The organism is Amycolatopsis sacchari, assembly GCF_900114035.1.
Lineage (GTDB): Bacteria > Actinomycetota > Actinomycetes > Mycobacteriales > Pseudonocardiaceae > Amycolatopsis_E > Amycolatopsis_E sacchari.
In genome coordinates this window covers 71,704-92,130 of record NZ_FORP01000001.1, presented here as the reverse complement: position 1 = coordinate 92,130, position 20,427 = coordinate 71,704, and the positions used below count along the sequence as shown (strand labels likewise).

Genomic DNA, 20,427 nt, shown 5'->3' with positions numbered 1-20,427 from the left:
CTGGTCGAGTGAGTGACCCAGCCGACGCCTTCCCGCAGCCCGGTCCGCCGCCCGGCGACCCCGCCGAAGCTACGCGACCTGTCATGATCTTGGCCTTTGAAGGCTGGAATGACGCAGGTGACGCGGCCAGCACGGCGATCGAGCACCTGCAGCTGAGCTGGGACGCCAAGCCGCTGGCCGAGGTGAACCCGGACGACTACTACGACTTCCAGGTGAGCCGCCCGACCGTCCGCATGGTGGACGGGGTGACCCGCCGCGTCGAATGGCCCACCACCCGGCTGTCCGTCTGCCGCCCGCCCGGCTACGACCGCGACGTCATCCTCGTGCAGGGGCCGGAGCCGAACATGCGCTGGCGCAAGTTCTGCGAGGAGCTGCTGGAGCACATCATGCAGCTCGACGTCGCCACCGTGGTGACGCTCGGCGCCCTGCTCGCCGACACCGCGCACACGCGCCCGGTCCCGGTCAGCGGCACCGCCTACGACGCGGAGGCCGCCGAGCGGTTCGGCCTGGAGCGCAGCCGCTACCAGGGCCCGACCGGGATCACCGGCATCCTGCAGGACTTCTGCGTCCAGGCCGGTATCCCGGCGATCTCGATCTGGGCCGCGGTCCCGCACTACGTGTCGCACCCGCCGTCACCGAAGGCCAGCCTCGCCCTGCTGCACAAGCTGGAGGACGTGCTGGACGTGGAGGTCCCCCTCGGCGCGCTGCCCGAGCAGGCCGAGGAGTGGGAGCGCACGGTGTCGGAGATGGCCGAGGAGGACGAGGAGATCTCCGAGTACGTCCGCACGCTGGAGGAACGCGGCGACGCCGAGGTGGAGCTGTCGCTCGACGAGTCCAGCGGCGAGAAGATCGCGGCGGAGTTCGAGCGCTACCTGCGGCGGCGCCGCCCCGGCCAGGAGGGCCCGGGCACCGCCGGCAACCGGTGAGGCGGGCCGCCCTCTACGTCGGCGGGCTGCTCGGTCCCTTCGGGGCCGGGGTCGTGTCGTCGATGCTGCCCGAGCTCGCCCGGACGTTCGACGTGTCCCAGAGCAGCGCCGCGACGTCGCTGACCGCGTACCTGCTGCCGTTCGCCCTGGTGATGCTGGTGTCCGGCACCCTGGGCGAGCGCTGGGGGCCGATGCGCACGATCCGCGTCGCGTACGCGGGGTACGTCGTCGTCGCCCTGCTGGCCGCGCTCGCGCCGTGGTTCTGGCTGTTCCAGGTCTCGCGCGGGCTGCAGGGGGTGGCGAACGCGTTCACCACCCCGCTGCTGCTCACCAAGCTCGCGTCGGTCACGCCGAAGGAGCGCCTCGGCCGGACGCTCGGCCTCTACGGCGCGGTGCAGTCGATCGGGCAGACGTCGGCGCCGCTGATCGGCGGGCTGGCCGCGGAAAGCTCGTGGCGCTGGGCGTTCGTCGGGATCGCGGCCGTGGCCGCCGTCCTGACGGCGAGCCCGCTCCCGCCCGACGAGCGGGCCGCCGAGCAGGCGCCGCGGCTGCGTGACGCGTGGCGCCCGGTCGTCGTCTGGTCGGGCGTGGTGATCTTCGTGGCGTGGGCGTGCCTGGCGGGGCTGCCGTTCCTCGTCGCGTTCCGGGTGGACGACGCGTTCGCGCTCGGGCCCGGGGCACGCGGGCTGGTGCTCACCGCGTTCGGGCTCGCCGGGATCGTCACCGCACGCCTGGTCGGGTCGGTGGCGGATCGGTTCGGGCCGCGCCTGGCGGTGTGCGCCGGGCTGCTGCTCGGCGCCGTGGCCGTGGCCTCGATCGGGCTCGTGGCCGCGTTGCCGTTGGTGGTGCTCGCGTGGGCCGTCGGTGGGTTGTGCGGGCAGCTGGTGCTGGTAGGCGTGAACGCGCTCGTGCTCGGCGGCGAGGCGAACGGCCGCGGCGGGGCGATCTCGGTGGTCACCGCCCTGCGGTTCCTCGGGATGTCGGCTTCCCCGGCGGCGTTCACCGACCTCTACCGGCACAGCGCGGTCTGGGGGTTCCTGCTGCCCGGCGTGTTACTGGCGGCCACCGCTCCCCTGCTGGCTCACAGGATCTTCCGCAGCGGCACGGGGCCGCGGGCCCGCTTGCGCCACTCGCGCGGGTAGCCGAGGGAGACCTCCTCGAAGCGGATGCCGTCCGCGGACGTCGTGCGCGGGATGTGCAAGTGCCCGAACACCGCGACCTCCGCGCGGTAGCGCACGTGCCAGTCCTCGGTACGGGTCGTGCCGCACCACAGGGCGAACTCGGGCCAGTACAGCGGGGCCGTCGGGTGCCGGTGCAACGGCCAGTGCGACACCAGCACCGTGCCGTGGTCCTCGGGGATCGCGGCGAGCCGCTCCTCGGTCTGCTTGACGCGCCGCTCGCACCACTCCTGCCTGCTCGGGTACGGGTCGGGGTGCAGGAAGTACTCGTCGGTGCACACGACGCCGGCCTCACGGGCCTGGTCGAGCGCCTCGGCGAGCGAGACGTCCTCGGCCTGCGGGGTGCGCCAGCTGTAGTCGTAGAGCAGGAACAGCGGCACGACCGTCAGCGGCCGCGGCCCGTGCTCCCACACCGGGTACTCGTCCTCGGGGGTCAGCACGCCGAGTTCGCGGCAGCGGTCGACGAGGTAGTGGTAGCGCGCCTCGCCCCGCAGCTGCACCTCGTCCTGGGGCGTGGTCCACAGGTCGTGGTTGCCGGGCGCCCACACGACCTTCGCGAACCGTTCCCGCAGCGTGGCGAGCGTGTCCACGATCGCGCCGGTCTTCTCGGCGACGTCGCCCGCCACGAGCAGCCAGTCGTCGGGGGATTCGCCGCGGACCCGGTCGAGGATCGGCTCGTTGCCGCGGTGGGTCACGTGGAGGTCGCTGGTGGCGTAGAGGCTCGGCACTCCTCAACCGTAGCCACCCGTCGCCGCAGCCCGAGCAACGCGATGATCCCGGCGGCCACGTACAGGGCCGCCTGGGCGTCGAGCAGGTGCGTCAGCCCGACGTGGTCCGCGAGCGCCCCGGCGACGAGGATGCCCAGCACCTGGCACGCGGCCATCAACGCGAAGAAGGTGCTCGACACGCGGCCGAGCCGGTCCGCGCCCACTTCCCGTTGCAGCACCGACATCTGCCCCGAACCGATGGCCACCCCGGGCGCGCCCACGACGGCGAACAACCCGGCGTAGACGGCCAGCACGGTGGTCACCGCGGGCCCGTTCCAGATCGCCAGCGAGATCACGCCCAGCACCACGCAGCCCCAGCCGAGCAGGTGGCCGGGCCCGGTCCGGCGCGCGACGGTCGCGATCGCGACGCCCGCCGCGAAACCGCCGACCGCCTGCACCCCGCGCAGCAGCCCCACTTCGGCCTCACCGCCGCCGAGCGGGCCGGTCACGAAGACGACGAACAACACGAGGAACATGCCCTGCGCCACGGACATCAGCAGTGTGGTCACCGCGGTCACGCGCAGCGCTGGGCTGCGCAGCGCCGCGAAGCGGGCGGGACGGGCCTCGACGGCGGGCCGGGCCAGGACCGCGAACCGCGGCAGCAGCAGGACTCCCGCGAGCAGCAGCAGGACCAGGTACCCGGCGACGACCCAGCCCAGCCCAGCGAAGCCGAGCACCGCCCCGCCCGCCGCACTGCCACCGAGCCGGGCGACGCTGCTGTTCATGCCCATCAGCCCGTTCGCAGCGGTCACGTGCTCCGGGCCGACGAGCGCGGGCACGAGCGCGTTGCGGGTCGGCTCGAACAGCGAAGCGAGCGCGGACTGCGCGGCCATCACGACGTAGACCAGCGCACCGTCGCCGGACAACAGCGGCAGCGACACCACTGCCTGCGCGAAGCACACCGCGACCAGCAGGACCCGCCGGTCGAAGCGGTCGGCGGCGAACCCGGACAGCGGGCTGAGCAGCACCATCGGCACCACCCCGGCGACCATCGTCAGCGCCGTCGAGGCCGCGGACCCGGTCGCCTGGTAGACGAACACGGGCAGCGCGACCTGCAGCATCCACTCCGCCGTCTCGGCGAACAACCCGGCCACCCACAGCCGTGCGAACGCGGGGTTCCTGAGCGGCCCGCTCATGCGCTCGGTCTCCCGTCCGCCTCGATGCGCAAGAAGGCCCGCCAGCTCGCGTGCACGACCTTCGCGTCCTCGGGCGCTTCCGTGCGGATCGGCGCCACGTAAGGCCGGACCAGCGCGTCGATCTTCGTGTTCAGGGCGTCCAGTTCCTCGGCGGTGAGCCGCAACGCGTAGCTGTTCAGGGCGGCCGCCTGCTGCCACTCCGGGTCGAGGTCGTCCATCGTGTCCATGAAGCGCTGGGTCAGCTCGTCGTCCTGCCGCAGCCACGTGGCCTCGACCGCCTTGCGCTCCGGGGTGGGCGCTTCCCGGACGTCCAGCCCGACGGGGATGGCGCGCCACGGCCGTTCCCTGCCGTCGGTGGCCTCGACCCGCTCCACCAGCCCCCACTGCGCGAGCTGACGCAGGTGCCAGCTGCAGTTCGAGGCCGTCGAGTCCACCGCCGCCGCGCATTCGGTCGCCGTGCGAGGGCCGACCGAGAGCAGGTAGTTCAGCAGCGCCGAGCGCAACGGGTGCGCGAGCGCGCGCATCAGCTCGGCGTCCCGGATGCGCCTCCGCGGCGGCAGTTCGGTCATCGACTTCCCCATCCTGAAAGAACTCTTTCGAAAGTATCCCTTCAGAGTTTCCGCCGTCAAGCGGGCGGAAAAGCGGTTGCGCGGGGTCGTACCGTGGACACGTCATGAAGAACTGACCTGCCGCCCTCCCCGCGTCCGAGGCTTCGCCCGGCGGGGTCCGCTCCTGCTTTCCGGGCCGGTGATGTCTTCATGCGTGCAGTCGATCTCGTCTTCTCCTACCGCGACCGCGTCGTCTTCGACGGGCTTGCGCTCACCGTCTCCCCCGGGCAGCGGCTCGGGGTCGTCGGCGAGAACGGCGCGGGCAAGTCCACCCTCCTGCGCCTGCTCGCCGGGCTCGAAGAGCCGTTGGCGGGACACGTCGAGCGCGGGCCCGACGTGGGTTTCCTGGTGCAGGAGCTGCCTTTTCCCGGCAGCGCGACCGTGGCCGACGTGCTGGACGACGCGCTCGCGGAGATCCGGGCCGCCGCCGCGCGGCTCGACGTCCTCGCCGGCCGGATGGCCGAGGACGAGGCCGCGCTCGCCGAGTACGGGCAGCTGCTGGACTGGGCGCAGGCCCACGATCTGTGGGACGCCGACCGGCGCGCGGACCTGGTGTGCTCGGGGCTGGGCCTGGACGGCGTGGCGCGGACGCGGCGCCTCGACACGCTGTCCGGCGGTCAGCGGTCCCGGCTCGCGCTCGCGGCGTTGCTGGTCCGGCAGCCGGAAACGCTCCTGCTCGACGAGCCGACCAACCACCTCGACGACGCGGGGATGGAGTTCCTGGAGCGGCACCTGTCGGGGTTGAGCGGTGCCGTGGTGCTGTCCTCACACGATCGCGTGTTCCTCGACGCGGTGTGCACGAGCATCCTCGACCTCGACCCGGCGCTCGGCGGGCCCGCGCGCTACGGCGGTGCGTACTCGGACTACCTGGTGCAGAAACGTGCGGAGCGGGCGCGGTGGGAGCAGCGCTACGCCGAGGAGCAGGAGGAGCTCAGGCGCCTGCGGGAGTCGGTCGCCGTCACCGCGCGGAGCGTGGCACACGACCGGGCGCCGCGGGACAACGCGAAGATGCTCTACGACTTCAAGGGCGGCCGCGTGCAGAAGCAGATCTCGCGGCGCGTCCGGAACGCGCAGCAGCGCCTCGACGACCTGACGCGGGACCAGGTGCGCAAGCCACCCGCTCCCCTGCGTTTCGCGGGGACGCTCACCGGGCGGGCGGCCGGGGACGAGCCCGTGCTGTCGCTGCGGGACGTGCGGGTGCCGGGACGCCTCACGCTGGAACGCCTGGAGGTGACCGCTTCCGCGCGGCTGCTGGTGCTCGGGGGCAACGGCGCGGGCAAGTCCACCCTGCTCACGGTGCTCGCGGGCAGGCTCGCGCCGAGCGAGGGCGTGGTGCACCGTCGGCGCGGGGCGCGGGTGGGCCTGCTGGAACAGGACGTGCGGCTCCCCGATCCCACGCGGACCGCGCGGCGGATCTACGAGGAGGCGGCGGGAGCGGAGGCGCCGCCGCTGTCCGAGCTGGGCCTGCTGCAGCCGAAGGATCTGGACCGTCCGGCGGGGGCGCTGTCGGTGGGTCAGCGGCGGCGCCTGGCGCTGGCGGTGCTGATCGCGTGCCCGCCGGACGTCCTGCTCCTCGACGAGCCGACGAACCACCTGTCGCTCACACTCGCCGAGGAGCTGTTCGATGCGCTGGGCACCGCGCCGGGCGCGGTGGTCCTGGCCTCACACGACCGCTGGCTGCGGCGCGAATGGCAGGGTGCGTGCCTCCGACTCGCGGACGGGCGGGCGGTGTAGTGGCGGCGGGGTGGCGGGGTCGCCGACCGGCGGCGGTTTCGCCGACCGGCGGCGTTTCGCCGACCGGCGGCGGTTTCGCCGACCGGGGCGGGACGGCCACCTCGGGGCAGCCGCGGAGGGCTCGCCCCGGGCAGCGTGTGCCGGGGTCGCGGTCTCCGCTGACGGGGGCGGCGGCCGTCCCCCTGCGCCCGCGGACGGACGCGCGCCAGGAGCGGTGGCTGGGTTCGGGTGTGGGCGGCCTGTGGCGGCGCGCCGGGGCCGGTTGGGCGGCGGCGCGCGACGGCATCCTTCAGCCACCCGCGGACGGACACGGGCGGCGGCTGCGTTGCAGGGTCGCCGCCCCGCCCTTCGGTGCGCCGTGCAGCGCGGGCGGCCGCGGCAGCCACGTTCTGGGCCCCGCCACAAACCCCGCCAAGCGGCAACCCGCCGCCGCGCGACGACCTACAAAACCACCCCGAGCAGGGCGTCCACCGCTGTGCGGACCAGGGCCGGCGCCTCGGCGTCCGTGCCCGCGCGGCGCAGCGCCTCGTCCGCCCACGCGTCCACCGCCGCGAGCGCCCGGGGCGTGTCCAGGTCGTCGGCGAGGTGGTCGCGCAGCCTGGCCACGGTGTCCGACGCCGCCGGGCCCGCGGGCAGCGAAACCGCCTCGCGCCAGCGGGCGAGACGGGCCTCCGCCTCGGCCAGCAGGTCCGGCGTCCACGCGCGGTCCTCGCGGTAGTGCCCGGCGAACAGCGCCAGCCGGATCGCCGCCGGGTCCACGCCGTCGGCCCGCAGGCGCGACACGAACACCAGGTTGCCGCGCGACTTCGACATCTTCTCGCCGTCGAGACCGATCATCCCGGCGTGCACGTAATGGCGCGCGAACGGGTGTGTGCCCGCGACGGCCTCCGCGTGCGCGGCGCTGTACTCGTGGTGCGGGAAGATCAGGTCCGAGCCGCCGCCCTGCACGTCGAAGCCCATGCCGAGCCGGTTCGTCGCGATGGCGCTGCACTCGATGTGCCAGCCGGGCCGTCCCGCGCCCAGCTCCGACTCCCACGACGGCTCGCCGGGCCGCGCGCAGCGCCACAGCAGCGCGTCCAGCGGGTGCCGCTTGCCCGGGCGGTCCGGGTCGCCGCCCCGCTCGGCGAAGAACTTCGCCATCGTCGGCTCGTCGTAGTTCGACTCGTAGCCGAACCGCCCCGTCGCCTGGTGGTCGAAGTAGACGTCCGGGTACTCGGCGTCGTCCGCGCGGTAGGCCGCACCGTCGGCCAGCAGCTTCGCGATCACCTCGACGATCTCCGGGATCGCCTCCACCGCCCCGACGAACTCCCGCGGCGGCACCACGCGCAGCGCCTCCATGTCCTCGCGGAACAACGCGGTCTCCCGCAGCCCCAGCACGATCCAGTCGTCCTGGTCGCGTTCCGCGCGCTCCAGCAGCGGCTCGTCGATGTCGGTGACGTTCTGCACGTAGAACACGTCGTGCCCGTTGTCCCGCCACAGCCGGTTGACCAGGTCGAACGCCAGGTACGTGGCCGCGTGCCCGAGGTGCGTCGCGTCGTAGGGGGTGATGCCGCAGACGTACATCCGCGCCGTCTGTCCCGGCGCCGTCGGGCGTACCTGCCCGGTGGAGGTGTCGAACAGCCGCAGGGGACGCGGCGTGCCCGGGACGCGCGGAACGGGAACCGATGACCAAGTCTGCATACCCCCACCCTAAGCGGCGTTTCGCCGCGACGTCCCGGACGGTGGGACGCGGGCTTCAGCGCGTGGTCAGGGCGCGCAGCTGGTCGAGGGTGCCGAAGAACGTGTCCTGGTTGCCGGGCAGCGGCCCGGTCACGCCGGACTGCCAGAACTTCGCCGTCCAGCCGGCGGGCTGCTCCCCGATCTCCGTGTTGTACCGCGCGAGCCACAGCACGTGGTCAGCCGCGAACGCGGAACTGTTGCCCGTGCACGCCTTCCACCAGCTGGTCGTGGTGTAGATGATCGGCGTGTGGCCGGTGAGCTGCCGCAGCGTCGCGCTGAAGTCGGCGATCCACGCCACCATCGCCTGCGGCGTGAGGTTGTAGCAGTGCGCGGCCCCCTGCGTGTCCTCCATGTCCAGCGTCGGCGGCAGCGTCATGCCGTCGGTGAACCACTTGCCGTCGTGGTCGTGCAGGTACCGCGCCTGCTCCGCGCCGGAGGTCGAGTCCGGCCGGGCGTAGTGGTACGCGCCGCGGATGATGCCCGCCGCCTTGAGGCCGCGGAACTGGTCGAGGAAGTTGGGGTTGACGTAGCCGACGCCCGCGGTGTCCTTGATGAACGCGAAGGCGGCCCCGTTCGCCTTGGCGGCGTTGAAGTCCGGCACGCCCTGCGAGGCGCTGATGTCGAAGCCCGCCAGCGTGGCCTGCTGGGCCGCCTGCGCCGTCGCCACCGGCACCAGGCTCGCCGTCACGGCCATCGCGACCAGTGCCGCCACCCGTTCCCGAAACCGAAGCACGTTCGAAACGCTAGATCAACTTCGCGCGCTCAGCCGCCCGGCACGGGCAAACCGACCGTTCGAGTGATCAACTCGGGAACGACGCCGTCCACATCGCCGCGAGCCCGTCGGTCAGGTCCGCCGGCGAGGGCGCGCCGTCCGGGTCCAGCAGCCACTGCACGGAAAGCCCGTCGCACACGGCGATCACGAAGCTCGCCACGGCCTGGCACCGGGGGTCGGCCGGGTCCGTGCCGTCGCCGAGGGACTCCGCCACGAGCGCCGCGACCCTCCGCCGGCACCGGCGGTACTGCTCGGCGAACTGCTCCCGCAGCGACACCGTGCGCTCCGCCTGCGCGAGCGCCTCCACATAGGACAGCAGCAGGTCCCGTGTCGTGGGCAGGCTGTCGAGCATCGCCGTCCACGCGCGGCGCCCGCGTTCGACGGGCGTGGCGGCGGGGTCGGCCATCGCGATCTGCGCGAGTTTGTCCGTCCACTCCTCGAAAACCTCGCCGATCGCGGCGTTGAGCAACCCCGCCTTCGAGCCGAAGTGGTAGCCGATGGAGTGCAGGTTCGTGCCGGACGCCGCGACGAGGTCGCGTGCCGTGATGTGCGCGTACCCCTTCTCCTCCAGCAGGCGCCGCGCGGCGGCGAGCAGCTGTTCCCGGTGACCCACTCCCCGAGCCTACCCCTGGACACCGCGTTTATACGCGCGTATAAAAAGGGCGTCCGGCACCGCAGCCGAGGAGGTCCCTCCCGTGACGACCACCCTGTCCCGCACGACCGCGCTCCCGCCGGGCCCGAAGCTGCCCGCGCTGGTGCAGACGGTGCTGTTCGGCAACTTCCGGCACCGGCTGCTGCCGCTCTGGCACCGCCGCTACGGCGACGTGTTCACCGTCCGGCTCTACGCCAACCGCGAGGCCGTCCAGCTCGCCGACCTCGACCACATCAAGGCGGTGTTCAGCGGCTCGGCCAAGACTTTCCACGCGGGCGAGGGCAACGCGATCCTCAAGCCGATCATGGGCGAGCACTCCGTGCTGCTCACCGACGAGGACGTGCACCTGCGCGCCCGCAAGCTGCTGATGCCCGCCTTCCACGGCTCCGCGCTGCGCGGGTACCGGGACATGATCACCGAGCTGGCCGAGCGGGAGGCCGCCGGGTGGCCCGCCGGCCGGGTGTTCCGCTCGCACGAACGGATGCAGGCGCTCACCCTGGAGATCATCCTGCGGGTCGTGTTCGGGGTCGGCGAAGGCCCGCGGCTGGACGAGCTGCGGCGCCTGCTGACCGAGCTGGTCGACATCGGCGTGCTCGACCTGTTCGGTTTCCAGAACGAGAAACTGCGGAACTTCGGCCCGTTCCGGCGGTCCCGCGAGCGGCAGGAGCGGGTCGACGAGCTGCTGTACGCCGAGATCGCCGAGCGCCGCACCGCGCCCGACCTCGAGGAGCGCGGCGACGTGCTGTCCCGGCTGCTGACCGTGCCCGCCGAGGACGACCGGCTGTCCGACGCCGAGCTGCGCGACCAGCTGATCACGCTCCTGCTCGCCGGGCACGAGACCACCGCGACGGCGCTGGCGTGGTCGTTCCACGAGCTGGCCCGCGATCCGGCCCGGCTGCGCCGCGCCACCGAGGCCGCCGGCTCCGGCGACGACAAGTACCTCGAAGCGGTGGTCAAGGAGGCGATGCGCCTGCACCCGGTGATCTCCGAGGTCGCCCGCAGGCTCACCGAGGACGTCGAGATCGGCGGCTACCGGATCCCCGCCGGGTACACGGTGATGCCGTCGATCGCCCTCGTGCACGCTGACGGGGCGCACCACCCCGCGCCGGACGAGTTCCGGCCGGAGCGGTTCCTCGACGGCGGTCCGGCGAGCGGCACGTGGTTCCCGTTCGGCGGCGGCGTCCGCCGTTGCCTTGGCGCGGGTTTTTCCTTGCTGGAAGCCACGATCGTGCTGCGGGCCGTGCTGTCCCGCTGGCACCTCACGCTTGACCGCGCCCGCGCTGAGGGCTCGCGGGCGCGGCACATCACGATGGTGCCCGCGCGGGGTGCCCGTATTTCGGTCACCCCGCGCTGAATCAGCGTCTCCGCGTGCGCAGGTAGTCGCCGACCACGGCGGCGCCCAGGCCGTCGAGGTCCGGCGCCACCACCCGGCCACCGGAGCGGCGGGCGAGCAGGTCGACGAACGCCTCCAGCCGGGGGTCGTCGCCGAGCCGGAACACCGTCAGCGACGCGCCCAGCTTCGCCAGGCGGTCCACTTCGGACACCGTGCGGTACAGCGTCTGCGGCTGGGGCGGGTAGTCGAACACGGCCTCCCCGTCCGGCTCCAGGTGCGCGGTCGGCTCGCCGTCGGTGACCATCAGCACCACCGGCTGCGCGTCGGGGTGCCTGCGCAGGTGCCGTCCGGCCAGCAGCAGCGCGTGGTGGGCGTTGGTGCCCTGCTCCCACGCGCCCTCCAGGCCGACCAGCTCCGCCAGCTCCACCGCCGCGGCGTACCGGCCGAAGGTGATCAGCTGCAGCGCGTCGTTGCGGAAGCGCGTCGAGATCAGCTGGTGCAGCGCGAGCGCGGTGCGCTTCATGGGCAGCCACCGGCCCTCCTGCACCATCGACCAGGACGTGTCCACGAGCAGCGCCACCGCCGCCCGTGACCGGTGCTCGGTCTCCACGACCTCCACATCGGACACGTCCAGCCGGACGCGACCGCCACCGACGGAAGCCGTCCGCAGCACCGCGTTGCGCACCGTCCGCGAGGTGTCCCACGGCTGCATGTCGCCGAACTGCCACGGCCTGCTCGCGCCCGTCGGCTCGCCCGCCGCACCCGCGGACTCCTGCTCGCGCTGCCCGGTCTTGCCGCGCAGCGCGTTCACGACGTCCGCCAGCGCCGTCTCCCCCAGGCGCCGCAAAGCCTTGGGAGACAAGCGAAGCGACCCGTCCGGCGCCCGCTCGAACAGGCCCTGGCGGCGCAGTTCCCGCTCCAGCTCGGACAGCCGGCGCGCGTCCACCCCGGCGTCGGGGCCCAGCTGGCGCTCCAGCGCCTCCAGGTCGATGTCCTCGAGCCGCGCACCCGGGTAGGACTGCGCGAGCTGCTCGGCCAGCGCGTCCAGCTCCGCGAGGTCCTGCATCGCCTGGGCGCCCTCGCCCATGCCGAGCGGGTTGCGGCCGCGGAACCGGGCCGAGGACGTCCAGTCCTCCCCCGGCCGCAGCGCCCGCAGCTGAGCGTCCAATTGGGACAGTTGCTGCGCGATGCGGGGATCGCCGAACGCCTGCTGCGCGAGGCTCATCAGCTCGTTGCGCTGCTCCTCGCTCATCGAGTTCATCATCCGCTGCGCGGCGGCGGCGCGTTCGGCGAGCGCGTCGATCAGCTCGTCCACGTTCTGCGGGTTCTCCGGGAAGAACTCGCCGTGCTGCCGCATGAACTCCTCGAACCGCTCGTCCACGTCAGGCGAGTGCCGCGCGTGCGCGTCGAGCAGTTCGTTGAGGTCGGACAGCATCTGGTTGACGCGCTCGACGTCCTCCTGGCTGGTGTTCCGCAACGCCTCCTTCATGCCCTGGAACCGGGATTCGAGCATCTCCCGGCCCAGCAGGTCCTGGATCTTCTCGTAGTTCTCGCGGCCCTGCTCGGAACGCCACTGGTAGTCGGTCAGCTCGCGGACCGCGGCGGCGGTGCCGGGCGGCAGCGCGTCCAGCTCGGCCTCCGCCAGCCGCGCGTCGTCCGACGGGTCGGGGAACAACGCGCGCCGCTCGGCGTCCAGCGCCTCGTTGAGCAGGCGCTGGACCTCCTGGAGCGTGCCGTCGAGGTTGTTGCGGCGCTGGATCTGCGAGCGCCGCTGCCACACCCGCCGGGTCAGCTCGTCCAGGCCCGCGGTGTTGCGCGTACCGCGCCGGAGCAGCTCCTCCAGCGCGGAACGCGGGGACGAGCCGCCCATGACGTCCTGGCCGATCTCGTCCAGCGCGTCCCGCAGGTCGATCGGCGGGGCGAGCGGGTCCGGCCCGTCGTGCCACGGGCCGTACGAGTAGCTCTCAGGGGTGGTCACGGCCCGTACACCGTCGTCGCGTCGTCGGAGTCCTTGGCCAGTTGCCGGGCCAGGTACAGCGACTCCAGCGCCAGCTCGACGGCCGAGGCGATGCGGCCCGGCGGGTCTTCCGCCGACACGCCCGCCCGCTGCGCGACCTCGTGCAGCACCGGCAGCTCGGGCAGCGCGGACAGCACGTCCGCACCGGGCACCTTCTCGCCCGTCGCGACCAGGTGGCCGTTCGCGACCGCCTCGACCAGCGGGCGCAGGTTCAGCCCGCCGAAGCGCTCACGGGCCGTCTCGGCGACGGCGCGGCGCAGCAGGTGCACGAGGTGCTCGGTCTCGCGGCCCTCCTCGCCGGGCTCGAACTCGACCTTGCCGCGCAGCACGGCGGGCACCGCGTCGAGGTCCACCGGGCGCGCCACGGCGGGCTGCTCGCCGGTGAGCGCGGAGCGGCGCAGCGCGGCCGCCGCGACCGTCTCCGCCGCCGCCACGGCGAACCGCGCGGACACGCCGGAGCGCTGGTCGATCACGGTCGATTCGCGGAGGTTCCGGACGAACCGGGCGATGACCTCCAGCAGCGGCTCACCGACCTCGGCGACGAGGTTGGCCTCCTGGCGCACCACGTCCACCTCGGCGGAGAGCTCCAGCGGGTAGTGCGTGCGGATCTCGGCGCCGAAGCGGTCCTTGAGCGGGGTGATGATGCGGCCGCGGTTGGTGTAGTCCTCGGGGTTCGCGGTGGCCACGAGCAGCACGTCCAGCGGCAGGCGCAGCGTGTAGCCGCGGACCTGGATGTCGCGCTCCTCCATCACGTTGAGCAGGGCGACCTGGATGCGCTCGGCGAGGTCGGGCAGCTCGTTGATGGCCACGATGCCGCGGTGCGCCCTCGGCACCAGTCCGAAGTGGATGGTCTCGGGGTCGCCGAGGCTGCGGCCCTCGGCCACCTTCACCGGGTCGACGTCGCCGATGAGGTCACCGACGCTCGTGTCCGGCGTGGCCAGCTTCTCGGTGTAGCGCTGGTCGCGGTGCAGCCAGGTGACGGGCAGGTCGTCGCCCAGCTCGGCGGCACGGCGGATCGAGGCGGGTGTGATCGGGTCCAGCGGGTGCTCGGCCAGCTCGCTGCCCTCGATGACCGGGGTCCACTCGTCGAGCAGGCCGGCGAGCGTGCGCAGCAGGCGGGTCTTGCCCTGGCCGCGTTCGCCGAGCAGCACGACGTCGTGCCCGGCCAGCAGGGCGCGCTCGAACTGCGGGAGCACGGTGCGCTCGAACCCGACGATGCCCGGCCACGGGTTCCGGCCCTCGCGGAGCGCGGCGAGCAGGTTGTCGTGGATTTCCTGTTTGATCCCGCGCGGCCGGTGACCGGCCGCGCGCAGCTCCCCCGCTGTCCGGGGAAGGTGTTCGGGTACGGGGTTCACCCCTACGAAGCTAACCCTGCCGGGCCGGATCGTCGATGTGGAGCAGCTCCAGCACGCGGAGCCGGTATTCTGGATCGCCGTGTGCTGTCCTTCCGCGACCCTGACCGTGTGGACCTCCGCGTGGCTGTCCGGCGCCGCCGCATCCGACGACGTGCTCGACGCCCTGCTCGCGTGGGGCGAGGCGCACGAGGTCGTCGCGGCCGACGCGGAGTCCGCGGTGGGTCTCGACCTGCCGCCGGCCGGTGACTTCCCCGCCACCCCGGTGCAGTTGCTGGCCGCGCTGCGCTCGCGGGGCGCCACCGACGCCCGGCTGGTGCTCCCCGTGCCGGGCGACGTGCGCGGGCTCGGCGGAGGCGGCCCGTTCACCGAGGCCGCGCTGCGGGCGGGCGAGGCGGTGCTGTTCCCGTCGCTGGGGTTCGGCCTGGTGCCGCAGCCGATCGCCGAGGGGCTCGTGCGCTGGTCGGTGTACAAAGTGGACAGTGGTGCGCCGGAGTACGTCGGGCTGGCGGAGGCGGAACACGGCCTGACCGACGCGATCCGCGACTCGGCGGGCGCGCTGCAGGCGCTCGACGTGGCGAAGGACCGGCCGGGCGTGCGGGCGGAGCTGTCGGCGTGGCTGCGGGCCCGGCCCCGGCCGGAGTGGCCGGCGGGCACCCCGGGCCGCGCGCTGCGGGTGCTGCAGCGCGCGGAGGAGGTGGGGGCGATCCTGGCGGTCGCGGAGATCGACGAGCCGGGCGGCGCCCTGTCCGCCTCGGCGGCGACGCTGCGCGCGGACGCGCTGCGGCCACTGGGCAACGCCGTCCGCCGGGCCCGCTACGCCGCGGTGAACGAAGCGGTGCGGCAGTTCAGCGAGCAGGCGGACCGGTCCCAGTAAGCGCTTCCGCGCGGGGCGGACACCCGGACAGCGATCACCCGGCAGGGCCGCCGCCGGGCCCGCCACCTCGGCGGCGAACGGGGGCGAACCGCCAGCTCAAGCGGGCAGGCTGAGCGGCCCAGTAAGGGCGGTCCCGCGGCAGGCGGCTGGCCAGCGCGCCGCCCCGCAGCCACACTGCGATCACCCGGCAGGGCCGCCGCCGGGCCCACCACCTCGGCGGCGAACGGGGGCGAACCGCCAGCTGAAGCGGGCAGGCTGAGCGGTCCCAGTAGGGGCGGTCCCGCGGAGGCGGCTGGCCAGTGGCCGCGCTACCGCGAAGGCCGCCTCACGGGTTCACAGCACGCCACCGCGCAGGGGGCGCCGTTGACGGTGCAGCCCGCCGCCGGGAAGTCCGACAGCTTGCGCACCGGGGCGTCCGACAGGTGCTCGCGCACCAGCTCCACCACCAGCTCCGCGAACCGCGGGTCCGCGTTGGGGGTGGCGGCGCGGGCGAACCCCATGCCGTGCTCCGCGGCGCGTTCGGCGGCCTCGTTGTCCAGGTCCCAGATCACCTCGAGGTGGTCCGACACGAACCCCACCGGGCACACCACGACGCCCTCGACCCCGCGCTCGTGCAGCGCGTCGATGTGGTCGACGATGTCCGGCTCCAGCCACGGCACCTGCGGCGGCCCCGACCGCGACTGCCACACCACGTCGTACTCCGCGACGCCCGCCTCCGCCGCGACCAGGCGCGCCGCCTCGTGGATCTGCCGCGAGTACCGGCGCCCGCCCTCCTCCGGCGGCCCGGCGGCCTTGTCGGCGCTCTCCGGCACCGAGTGCGCGGTGAACACGACCCGCGCGCCCGGCACCTCCGCCAGCGCCGCCCGCAGCCCGTCGGCGAACGCGGCGACGAACAGCGGGTGGTCGAAGAACTGGCGCAGCTTCGTCAGCTCCGGCGCGGCCTCGCCGACGGCGGCGCGGGCGCGCTCGATGTCCTCGTCGTACTGCCGGCACGCCGAGTAGCCGCCGTACGCACTGGTCGGGAACACCAGCGCCCGCCGCACCCCGTCGGCCTTCATGCGCTCGACGGTGTCCTCCACCATCGGGTGCCAGTTGCGGTTGCCGAAGTACACGGGCAGGTCGACGCCCTGCGCCGCCAGCTCCTTCTCCACCGCCGCGATCGCCTCGCGGTTGAGCCGGTTGATCGGCGAGACCCCGCCGAAGTGCTGGTAGTGCTCGGCGACCTCGGCCAGCCGCTCCGGCGGCACGCCCCGGCCGCGCGTCACGTTCTCCAGGAACGGCATGACCTCGTCCGGCCCCTCCGGCCCGCCGAAGGACAGCCACAGCAGCGCGTCGTAACTCACGGCCACCATCCTGCCGCTATGACGCGCCCCACGCTGATCCGCCCCTAAATGCCCAGTGCGTGCACTCCCCCGTCGACCCACACCATGGAACCCGTGGTCGCCGGGAGCCAGTCCGACAGCAGCGCGCAGATGCTCTTCGCGACCGGCGTGGCGTCCTCGGCGTTCCAGCCCAGCGGCGCGCGGTCGCCCCAGCCGCCCTCCAGCTCGCTGAAACCCGGGATCGACTTGGCCGCCATCGTCTTGAGCGGGCCCGCCGACACCAGGTTCACCCGGATGCCCTTCGGCCCCAGGTCACGCGCCAGGTACCGGTTCACCGACTCCAGCGCCGCCTTCGCCACGCCCATCCAGTTGTAGGCGGGCCAGGCGACGCGCGCGTCGAAGTCCAGTCCGACGATCGACGAGCCCTCGCCCAGCAGCGGCAGGCACGCCATCGCGAGCGACTTGAACGAGTACGCCGACACCTCGACGGCGACCGACACGTCCTCCTTCGGCGCGTCCAGGAACGGCGACCCCAGGCACGTCTGCGGCGCGAACGCGATCGCGTGCAGCACCCCGTCGAGGCCGTCCACGTGCTCGCGCACGCGGTCGGCGAGGGTGTCCAGGTGCTCGCTGTTCTGCACGTCCAGCTCGATCACGGGCGCCGGCTCGGGCAGCCGCTTCGCGATGCGCTCCACGAGCGACATCCGGCCGAAGCCGGTCAGCACGACCTTCGCGCCCTGCTCCTGCGCCACCTTGGCGGCGTGGAACGCGATGGAGGCGTCGGTGATGACACCGGTGATCAGCAGCCGCTTACCTTCGAGCAGTCCGGGCAAAACCAGTCCTTTCTACGGGGAAAACCTTCTAGTGGCCCATGCCGAGGCCGCCGTCGACGGGCAGCACCGCACCGTTGACGTAACCGGCTTCCTCGGAGGCCAGGAAGCGCACGGCGGCGGCGATCTCGGCGGGGTCGGCGTAGCGGCCCGCCGGGACCTGCGACAGCACCGCGGTGCGCTGCTCCTCGGTGAGCGCGTCGGTCATGTCGGTGGCGACGTAGCCGGGCGCCACGACGTTCGCGGTGATGTTGCGCGAACCCAGCTCGCGGGCGAGCGACCGGGCGAGGCCGACGAGGCCGGCCTTGCTCGCCGCGTAGTTGACCTGCCCGGCGTTGCCGGTCAGCCCGACCACCGACGAGATGAAGATGAACCGGCCCCACTTGCCGCGCAGCATGCCGCGCGACGCGCGCTTGGCGACGCGGTAGGCGCCGGTGAGGTTCGCGTCGACGACGCTGGTGAACTGCTCCTCGGTCATGCGCAGGAGCAACGTGTCCTGGGTGATGCCCGCGTTGGACACCAGCACCTCGACGGGACCCTGGTGCTCCTCGACCTGCTTGAACGCCTCGTCGACCTGCTCGCTGTCGGTGACGTCGGCCCGCACGCCGAACAGCCCCTCCGGCGCGCCGGACCCGCGGTGCGTGACGGCCACCTTGTGCCCCTGCCCGGCCAGGTCACGGGCGATCGCCAGCCCGATGCCCCGGTTGCCGCCGGTGACCAGTACCGACCGTCCCACGTGCCACTCCTCGTGCGTCGTCTCCGATGTGCCCGGCTGAGGTTATCCGCAGCCCAGGGGCCGCCGGGCACCCGCCACCGCTACCCCGCGGTAGCCCGCGCGGGAGGTATAACCGGGATCACAGACGGAAGGGAAGTGATGGTGCCCTGGGAACTCAGGCCGGAGTCGTCCGTGCTCCTGGTGATCGACATGCAGAACGACTTCGTGCGCGAGGGCTTCCCGATGGAGGTCCCGATGGCCCGCAGCCGCCTCCCCGCGATCCGCACGCTCGTGCACGCCTGCCGCGCCACGGGGGTGCCCATCGTGTACACGAGGCACGTCCTGTACGACTCCTTCGACGTGTCGCCGCTGGAAACCGCGTACCAGCCGAAGCTGCGTGAGGTGGGCATGCGGGACGGGACGTACGGCGCGGAGATCGTCGACGAGCTCAAGCCCGAACCCGGCGAGGTCGTGATCCGCAAGCACCGCTACGACGCCTTCCACGGCACGGAACTGGACACCGTCCTCGGCACGCTGCGCGGGCCGCGCGGGGTGGACACGCTGATCGTGACCGGCACGGTCACCGAGGTGTGCTGCGAGTCCACCGCGCGCAGCGCCTTCATGCGCGACTACCAGGTCGCCTTCGTCTCCGACGCCACCGGCGCCCTGTCGGACGCCGCGCAGGAGGCGACGCTGCGCACGATCGGCTCGTTCTTCGGGCGGGTGCTGGACACCTCACAGGTCCTGGCGGCACTGCGATGACCGAGCCGGTCGCGCGGCTGCGGGTGCGCTGAGGGCGCGGGTCCCGAAGCTGGTTCAGGCCTCCACGACGCCCGGCCGCCCGTCCTCGACGACGTAGCTCGCGCGCGTCGTCACGGGCGCGCCGGGCTTCGTCACGTACGGCACCACGCGGAAGTCGCTGCGCCACCGCTGCCGGTCGACGTTCACGCGCACGTACCCGCGCTGGCTGTTGAAGAACTTCAGGTGCGGGTTGGCGGCCAGGAACGCCTTGCCGTCGTCGTTCAGGTCGGCGCCGTCGCCGCCGCTGGTGATCGACGTGCCGACGAACTCGCTGCCCACCGTCGCCGAGTCCGGGTCGGCGTAGTCGCGCTTGAGGTCCCACGCGTAGTTCTGGTGCCGGTCGCCGGTGATCACCACGAGGTTGCGCACACCCCGGTCCTGCGCGGCGGCCAGCACCCGGTTGCGGTCGGCGACGTAGCCGTCCCACGGGTCGAGCCAGACGTTGACGTCCGGGCCGGGGTCGCGGTCGGTCTGCCCCATCGGCGCCTGGTTGCCGAGCACCTGCCACCGCGCCCGCGACGACGAAAACCCGTCGACGAGCCACTTCCGTTGCGCCGCACCGAGAATCGTGCGGTCGTCCTCGAAGCGCTCGGTGCACGTGGAGGACGTGCCGTCGCCGCAGGGCTGGTCGTCGCGGTACTGGCGCGTGTCGAGGATGGTGAAATCGGCGAGCCTGCCGTACGGCAGCCGCCGGTACAGCCGCACGTTCGGCCCCGCGGGCATCTGCGTGTGGCGGTAGGGCAGGTGCTCGTAGTTGGCCTGGAACGCCTGCGCCCGCCGCTGCCGGAAGACGGCCGGGTCCTGGTCGGGCTCGGTGTCCTCCTGCGAGATGTCCCCGGCCCAGTTGTTCTCGACCTCGTGGTCGTCGATCGTGTGGATCCAGGGGAACCGGGCGTGTGCCCGCTGCAGCGGCGCCTCGGCCTTGTAGAGCGCGTACTGCAGCCGGTAGCGGGCGAGGTCGGCGGCCTCGGTGGTGAACTTGTCCTCGACGGTGACCCCGCGCTTGTTGCTGCCGACGCCGGATTCGTACAGGTAGTCGCCCAGGTGCACGACGAGGTCGAGGTCCTCGGCGGCCATGTGCTCGTAGGCGGTGTAGTACCCGTCCTGCCAGGCCTGGCAGGAGGCGAACGCGAAGTTCAGCTCCCGCGGGTTCGCCCACGGCACGGGCGTCGTGCGGGTGCGGCCGACCATGGAGATCTCGCCGCCGGTGCGGAAGCGGTAGAAGTACTCGCGGTCGGGTGCCAGGCCGGAGATCTCCGGGTGCACGGAGTGCCCGAGCTCGGGCGTGGCGATCGCGCTGCCGCGGCGGACGACAGCGCGGAACCGCTCGTCCAGGGACACCTCGTACTCGACGCGGACGGGCTTGGCCGGCATGCCGCCCTTCCCGTCGGCGGCGAAGGGGTCGGGGGCGAGCCGCGTCCACAGCACGACGCCGTCGGCGGTCGGGTCGCCCGAGGCCACGCCGAGCGTGAACGGGTTCGCGCCGCGGACCGGGTTGGCGTAGGCGCTCGCGGCGTTCCAGGCTCCGGTGCCGAGCAGCACCGCGGCGGCACCGGCGCCGCCGTAACCGAGGAAACGGCGCCGGTTGAGGGGCGCGACCATGCGGGATCCTCCTGTGGTGGGATGGACGGGCTCCCGGCATGCTCGGGCGCGGAAATGTCCGGTTCGCCGCCACCGGCCGAACCACG

General features: G+C 73.1%; 18 protein-coding genes. 6 read left to right on the top strand and 12 right to left on the bottom strand.

The genetic code is table 11. From position 1 onward, the window contains the following. Positions 1–8 precede the first annotated feature (8 nt). Together BMZ92_RS00485 and BMZ92_RS00480 are read left to right on the top strand one after the other, a co-directional pair. Entirely contained in the window at positions 9–926 is a 918-nt protein-coding gene (locus tag BMZ92_RS00485; protein WP_091503466.1) for a PAC2 family protein, read from the top strand. Beyond that, positions 923–2,068 carry an MFS transporter gene (locus tag BMZ92_RS00480; RefSeq protein WP_245782809.1) on the top strand — a complete coding sequence of 382 codons (1,146 nt, stop codon included), beginning with the start codon at positions 923–925 and terminating at the stop codon, positions 2,066–2,068. Before BMZ92_RS00485 ends, BMZ92_RS00480 begins: the two co-directional genes overlap by 4 nt. Here the strand turns inward: BMZ92_RS00480 and BMZ92_RS00475 are convergent. From BMZ92_RS00475 to BMZ92_RS00465, 3 genes are read right to left on the bottom strand one after another with little or no spacing between them, the layout of a single operon-like run. Beyond that, positions 2,008–2,832, bottom strand: a complete 825-nt coding sequence (locus BMZ92_RS00475) for a metallophosphoesterase family protein (RefSeq protein ID WP_091503465.1) — start codon at positions 2,830–2,832, stop codon at positions 2,008–2,010. The genes BMZ92_RS00480 and BMZ92_RS00475 overlap by 61 nt on opposite strands. Beyond that, on the bottom strand, positions 2,796–4,007 hold the full coding sequence (locus BMZ92_RS00470) for an MFS transporter (RefSeq protein ID WP_091503463.1): 1,212 nt from the start codon (positions 4,005–4,007) through the stop codon (positions 2,796–2,798). The genes BMZ92_RS00475 and BMZ92_RS00470 overlap by 37 nt, the downstream gene beginning before the upstream one ends. Next, positions 4,004–4,576 carry an ArsR/SmtB family transcription factor gene (locus BMZ92_RS00465; RefSeq protein ID WP_091504266.1) on the bottom strand — a complete coding sequence of 191 codons (573 nt, stop codon included), beginning with the start codon at positions 4,574–4,576 and terminating at the stop codon, positions 4,004–4,006. The genes BMZ92_RS00470 and BMZ92_RS00465 overlap by 4 nt, the downstream gene beginning before the upstream one ends. Positions 4,577–4,765: 189 nt before the next feature. Here BMZ92_RS00465 and BMZ92_RS00460 point away from each other — a divergent pair, with 189 nt between their 5' ends. Then, a complete protein-coding gene (locus BMZ92_RS00460) occupies positions 4,766–6,349 on the top strand; it encodes an ABC-F family ATP-binding cassette domain-containing protein (RefSeq protein WP_091503461.1) in 1,584 nt (527 codons plus the stop codon). 441 nt (positions 6,350–6,790) lie between these two features. On the opposite strand, the gene mshC is transcribed toward BMZ92_RS00460, so the two are convergent. The 3 genes from mshC to BMZ92_RS00445 all read right to left on the bottom strand — a co-directional run bounded on the left by mshC (position 6,791) and on the right by BMZ92_RS00445 (position 9,453). Further along, entirely contained in the window at positions 6,791–8,029 is a 1,239-nt protein-coding gene (gene mshC / locus BMZ92_RS00455) for a cysteine--1-D-myo-inosityl 2-amino-2-deoxy-alpha-D-glucopyranoside ligase (RefSeq protein WP_091503460.1), read from the bottom strand. 55 nt (positions 8,030–8,084) lie between these two features. Further along, a complete protein-coding gene (locus BMZ92_RS00450) occupies positions 8,085–8,801 on the bottom strand; it encodes a GH25 family lysozyme (RefSeq protein ID WP_245782808.1) in 717 nt (238 codons plus the stop codon). Between the two features lie 67 nt (positions 8,802–8,868). Further along, positions 8,869–9,453: a TetR/AcrR family transcriptional regulator gene (locus BMZ92_RS00445; protein ID WP_091503458.1), complete on the bottom strand. Its 585-nt coding sequence runs from the start codon at positions 9,451–9,453 to the stop codon at positions 8,869–8,871. Positions 9,454–9,535: 82 nt separating this feature from the next. On the opposite strand from BMZ92_RS00445, the gene BMZ92_RS00440 reads away from it, so the two are divergent. Beyond that, positions 9,536–10,846 carry a cytochrome P450 gene (locus BMZ92_RS00440; RefSeq protein ID WP_091503456.1) on the top strand — a complete coding sequence of 437 codons (1,311 nt, stop codon included), beginning with the start codon at positions 9,536–9,538 and terminating at the stop codon, positions 10,844–10,846. Position 10,847: 1 nt separating this feature from the next. Here the strand turns inward: BMZ92_RS00440 and BMZ92_RS00435 are convergent, their stop codons facing one another. Both BMZ92_RS00435 and BMZ92_RS00430 read right to left on the bottom strand, forming a co-directional pair. Then, positions 10,848–12,803: a vWA domain-containing protein gene (locus BMZ92_RS00435; RefSeq protein ID WP_091503455.1), complete on the bottom strand. Its 1,956-nt coding sequence runs from the start codon at positions 12,801–12,803 to the stop codon at positions 10,848–10,850. Continuing rightward, a complete protein-coding gene (locus BMZ92_RS00430; protein WP_091503453.1) occupies positions 12,800–14,197 on the bottom strand; it encodes an ATP-binding protein in 1,398 nt (465 codons plus the stop codon). The genes BMZ92_RS00435 and BMZ92_RS00430 overlap by 4 nt, the downstream gene beginning before the upstream one ends. A 79-nt stretch (positions 14,198–14,276) precedes the next feature. Between BMZ92_RS00430 and BMZ92_RS00425 the strand changes: the two genes are divergently transcribed. Next, positions 14,277–15,071, top strand: coding sequence for a hypothetical protein (locus BMZ92_RS00425; protein ID WP_091504264.1), 795 nt, complete (start codon positions 14,277–14,279; stop codon positions 15,069–15,071). 308 nt (positions 15,072–15,379) lie between these two features. Here the strand turns inward: BMZ92_RS00425 and BMZ92_RS00420 are convergent, their stop codons facing one another. The 3 genes from BMZ92_RS00420 to BMZ92_RS00410 are packed head-to-tail and all read right to left on the bottom strand — an operon-like array spanning position 15,380 to position 17,959. Next, a complete protein-coding gene (locus tag BMZ92_RS00420) occupies positions 15,380–16,414 on the bottom strand; it encodes a ferrochelatase (protein WP_091503452.1) in 1,035 nt (344 codons plus the stop codon). Positions 16,415–16,458: 44 nt separating this feature from the next. Further along, positions 16,459–17,226 carry an enoyl-ACP reductase FabI gene (fabI, locus tag BMZ92_RS00415; protein WP_091503450.1) on the bottom strand — a complete coding sequence of 256 codons (768 nt, stop codon included), beginning with the start codon at positions 17,224–17,226 and terminating at the stop codon, positions 16,459–16,461. Between the two features lie 28 nt (positions 17,227–17,254). After that, complete coding sequence (locus tag BMZ92_RS00410; RefSeq protein WP_091503449.1) at positions 17,255–17,959, bottom strand: beta-ketoacyl-ACP reductase; 705 nt, start codon at positions 17,957–17,959, stop codon at positions 17,255–17,257. Positions 17,960–18,100: 141 nt separating this feature from the next. On the opposite strand from BMZ92_RS00410, the gene BMZ92_RS00405 reads away from it, so the two are divergent. Beyond that, positions 18,101–18,700, top strand: a complete 600-nt coding sequence (locus tag BMZ92_RS00405; protein ID WP_177228481.1) for an isochorismatase family protein — start codon at positions 18,101–18,103, stop codon at positions 18,698–18,700. 54 nt (positions 18,701–18,754) lie between these two features. Here the strand turns inward: BMZ92_RS00405 and BMZ92_RS00400 are convergent, their stop codons facing one another. Beyond that, positions 18,755–20,341 (bottom strand): alkaline phosphatase D family protein, encoded by a 1,587-nt coding sequence (locus BMZ92_RS00400; RefSeq protein ID WP_091503446.1) that lies wholly within the window; start codon positions 20,339–20,341, stop codon positions 18,755–18,757. Positions 20,342–20,427 lie beyond the last annotated feature (86 nt).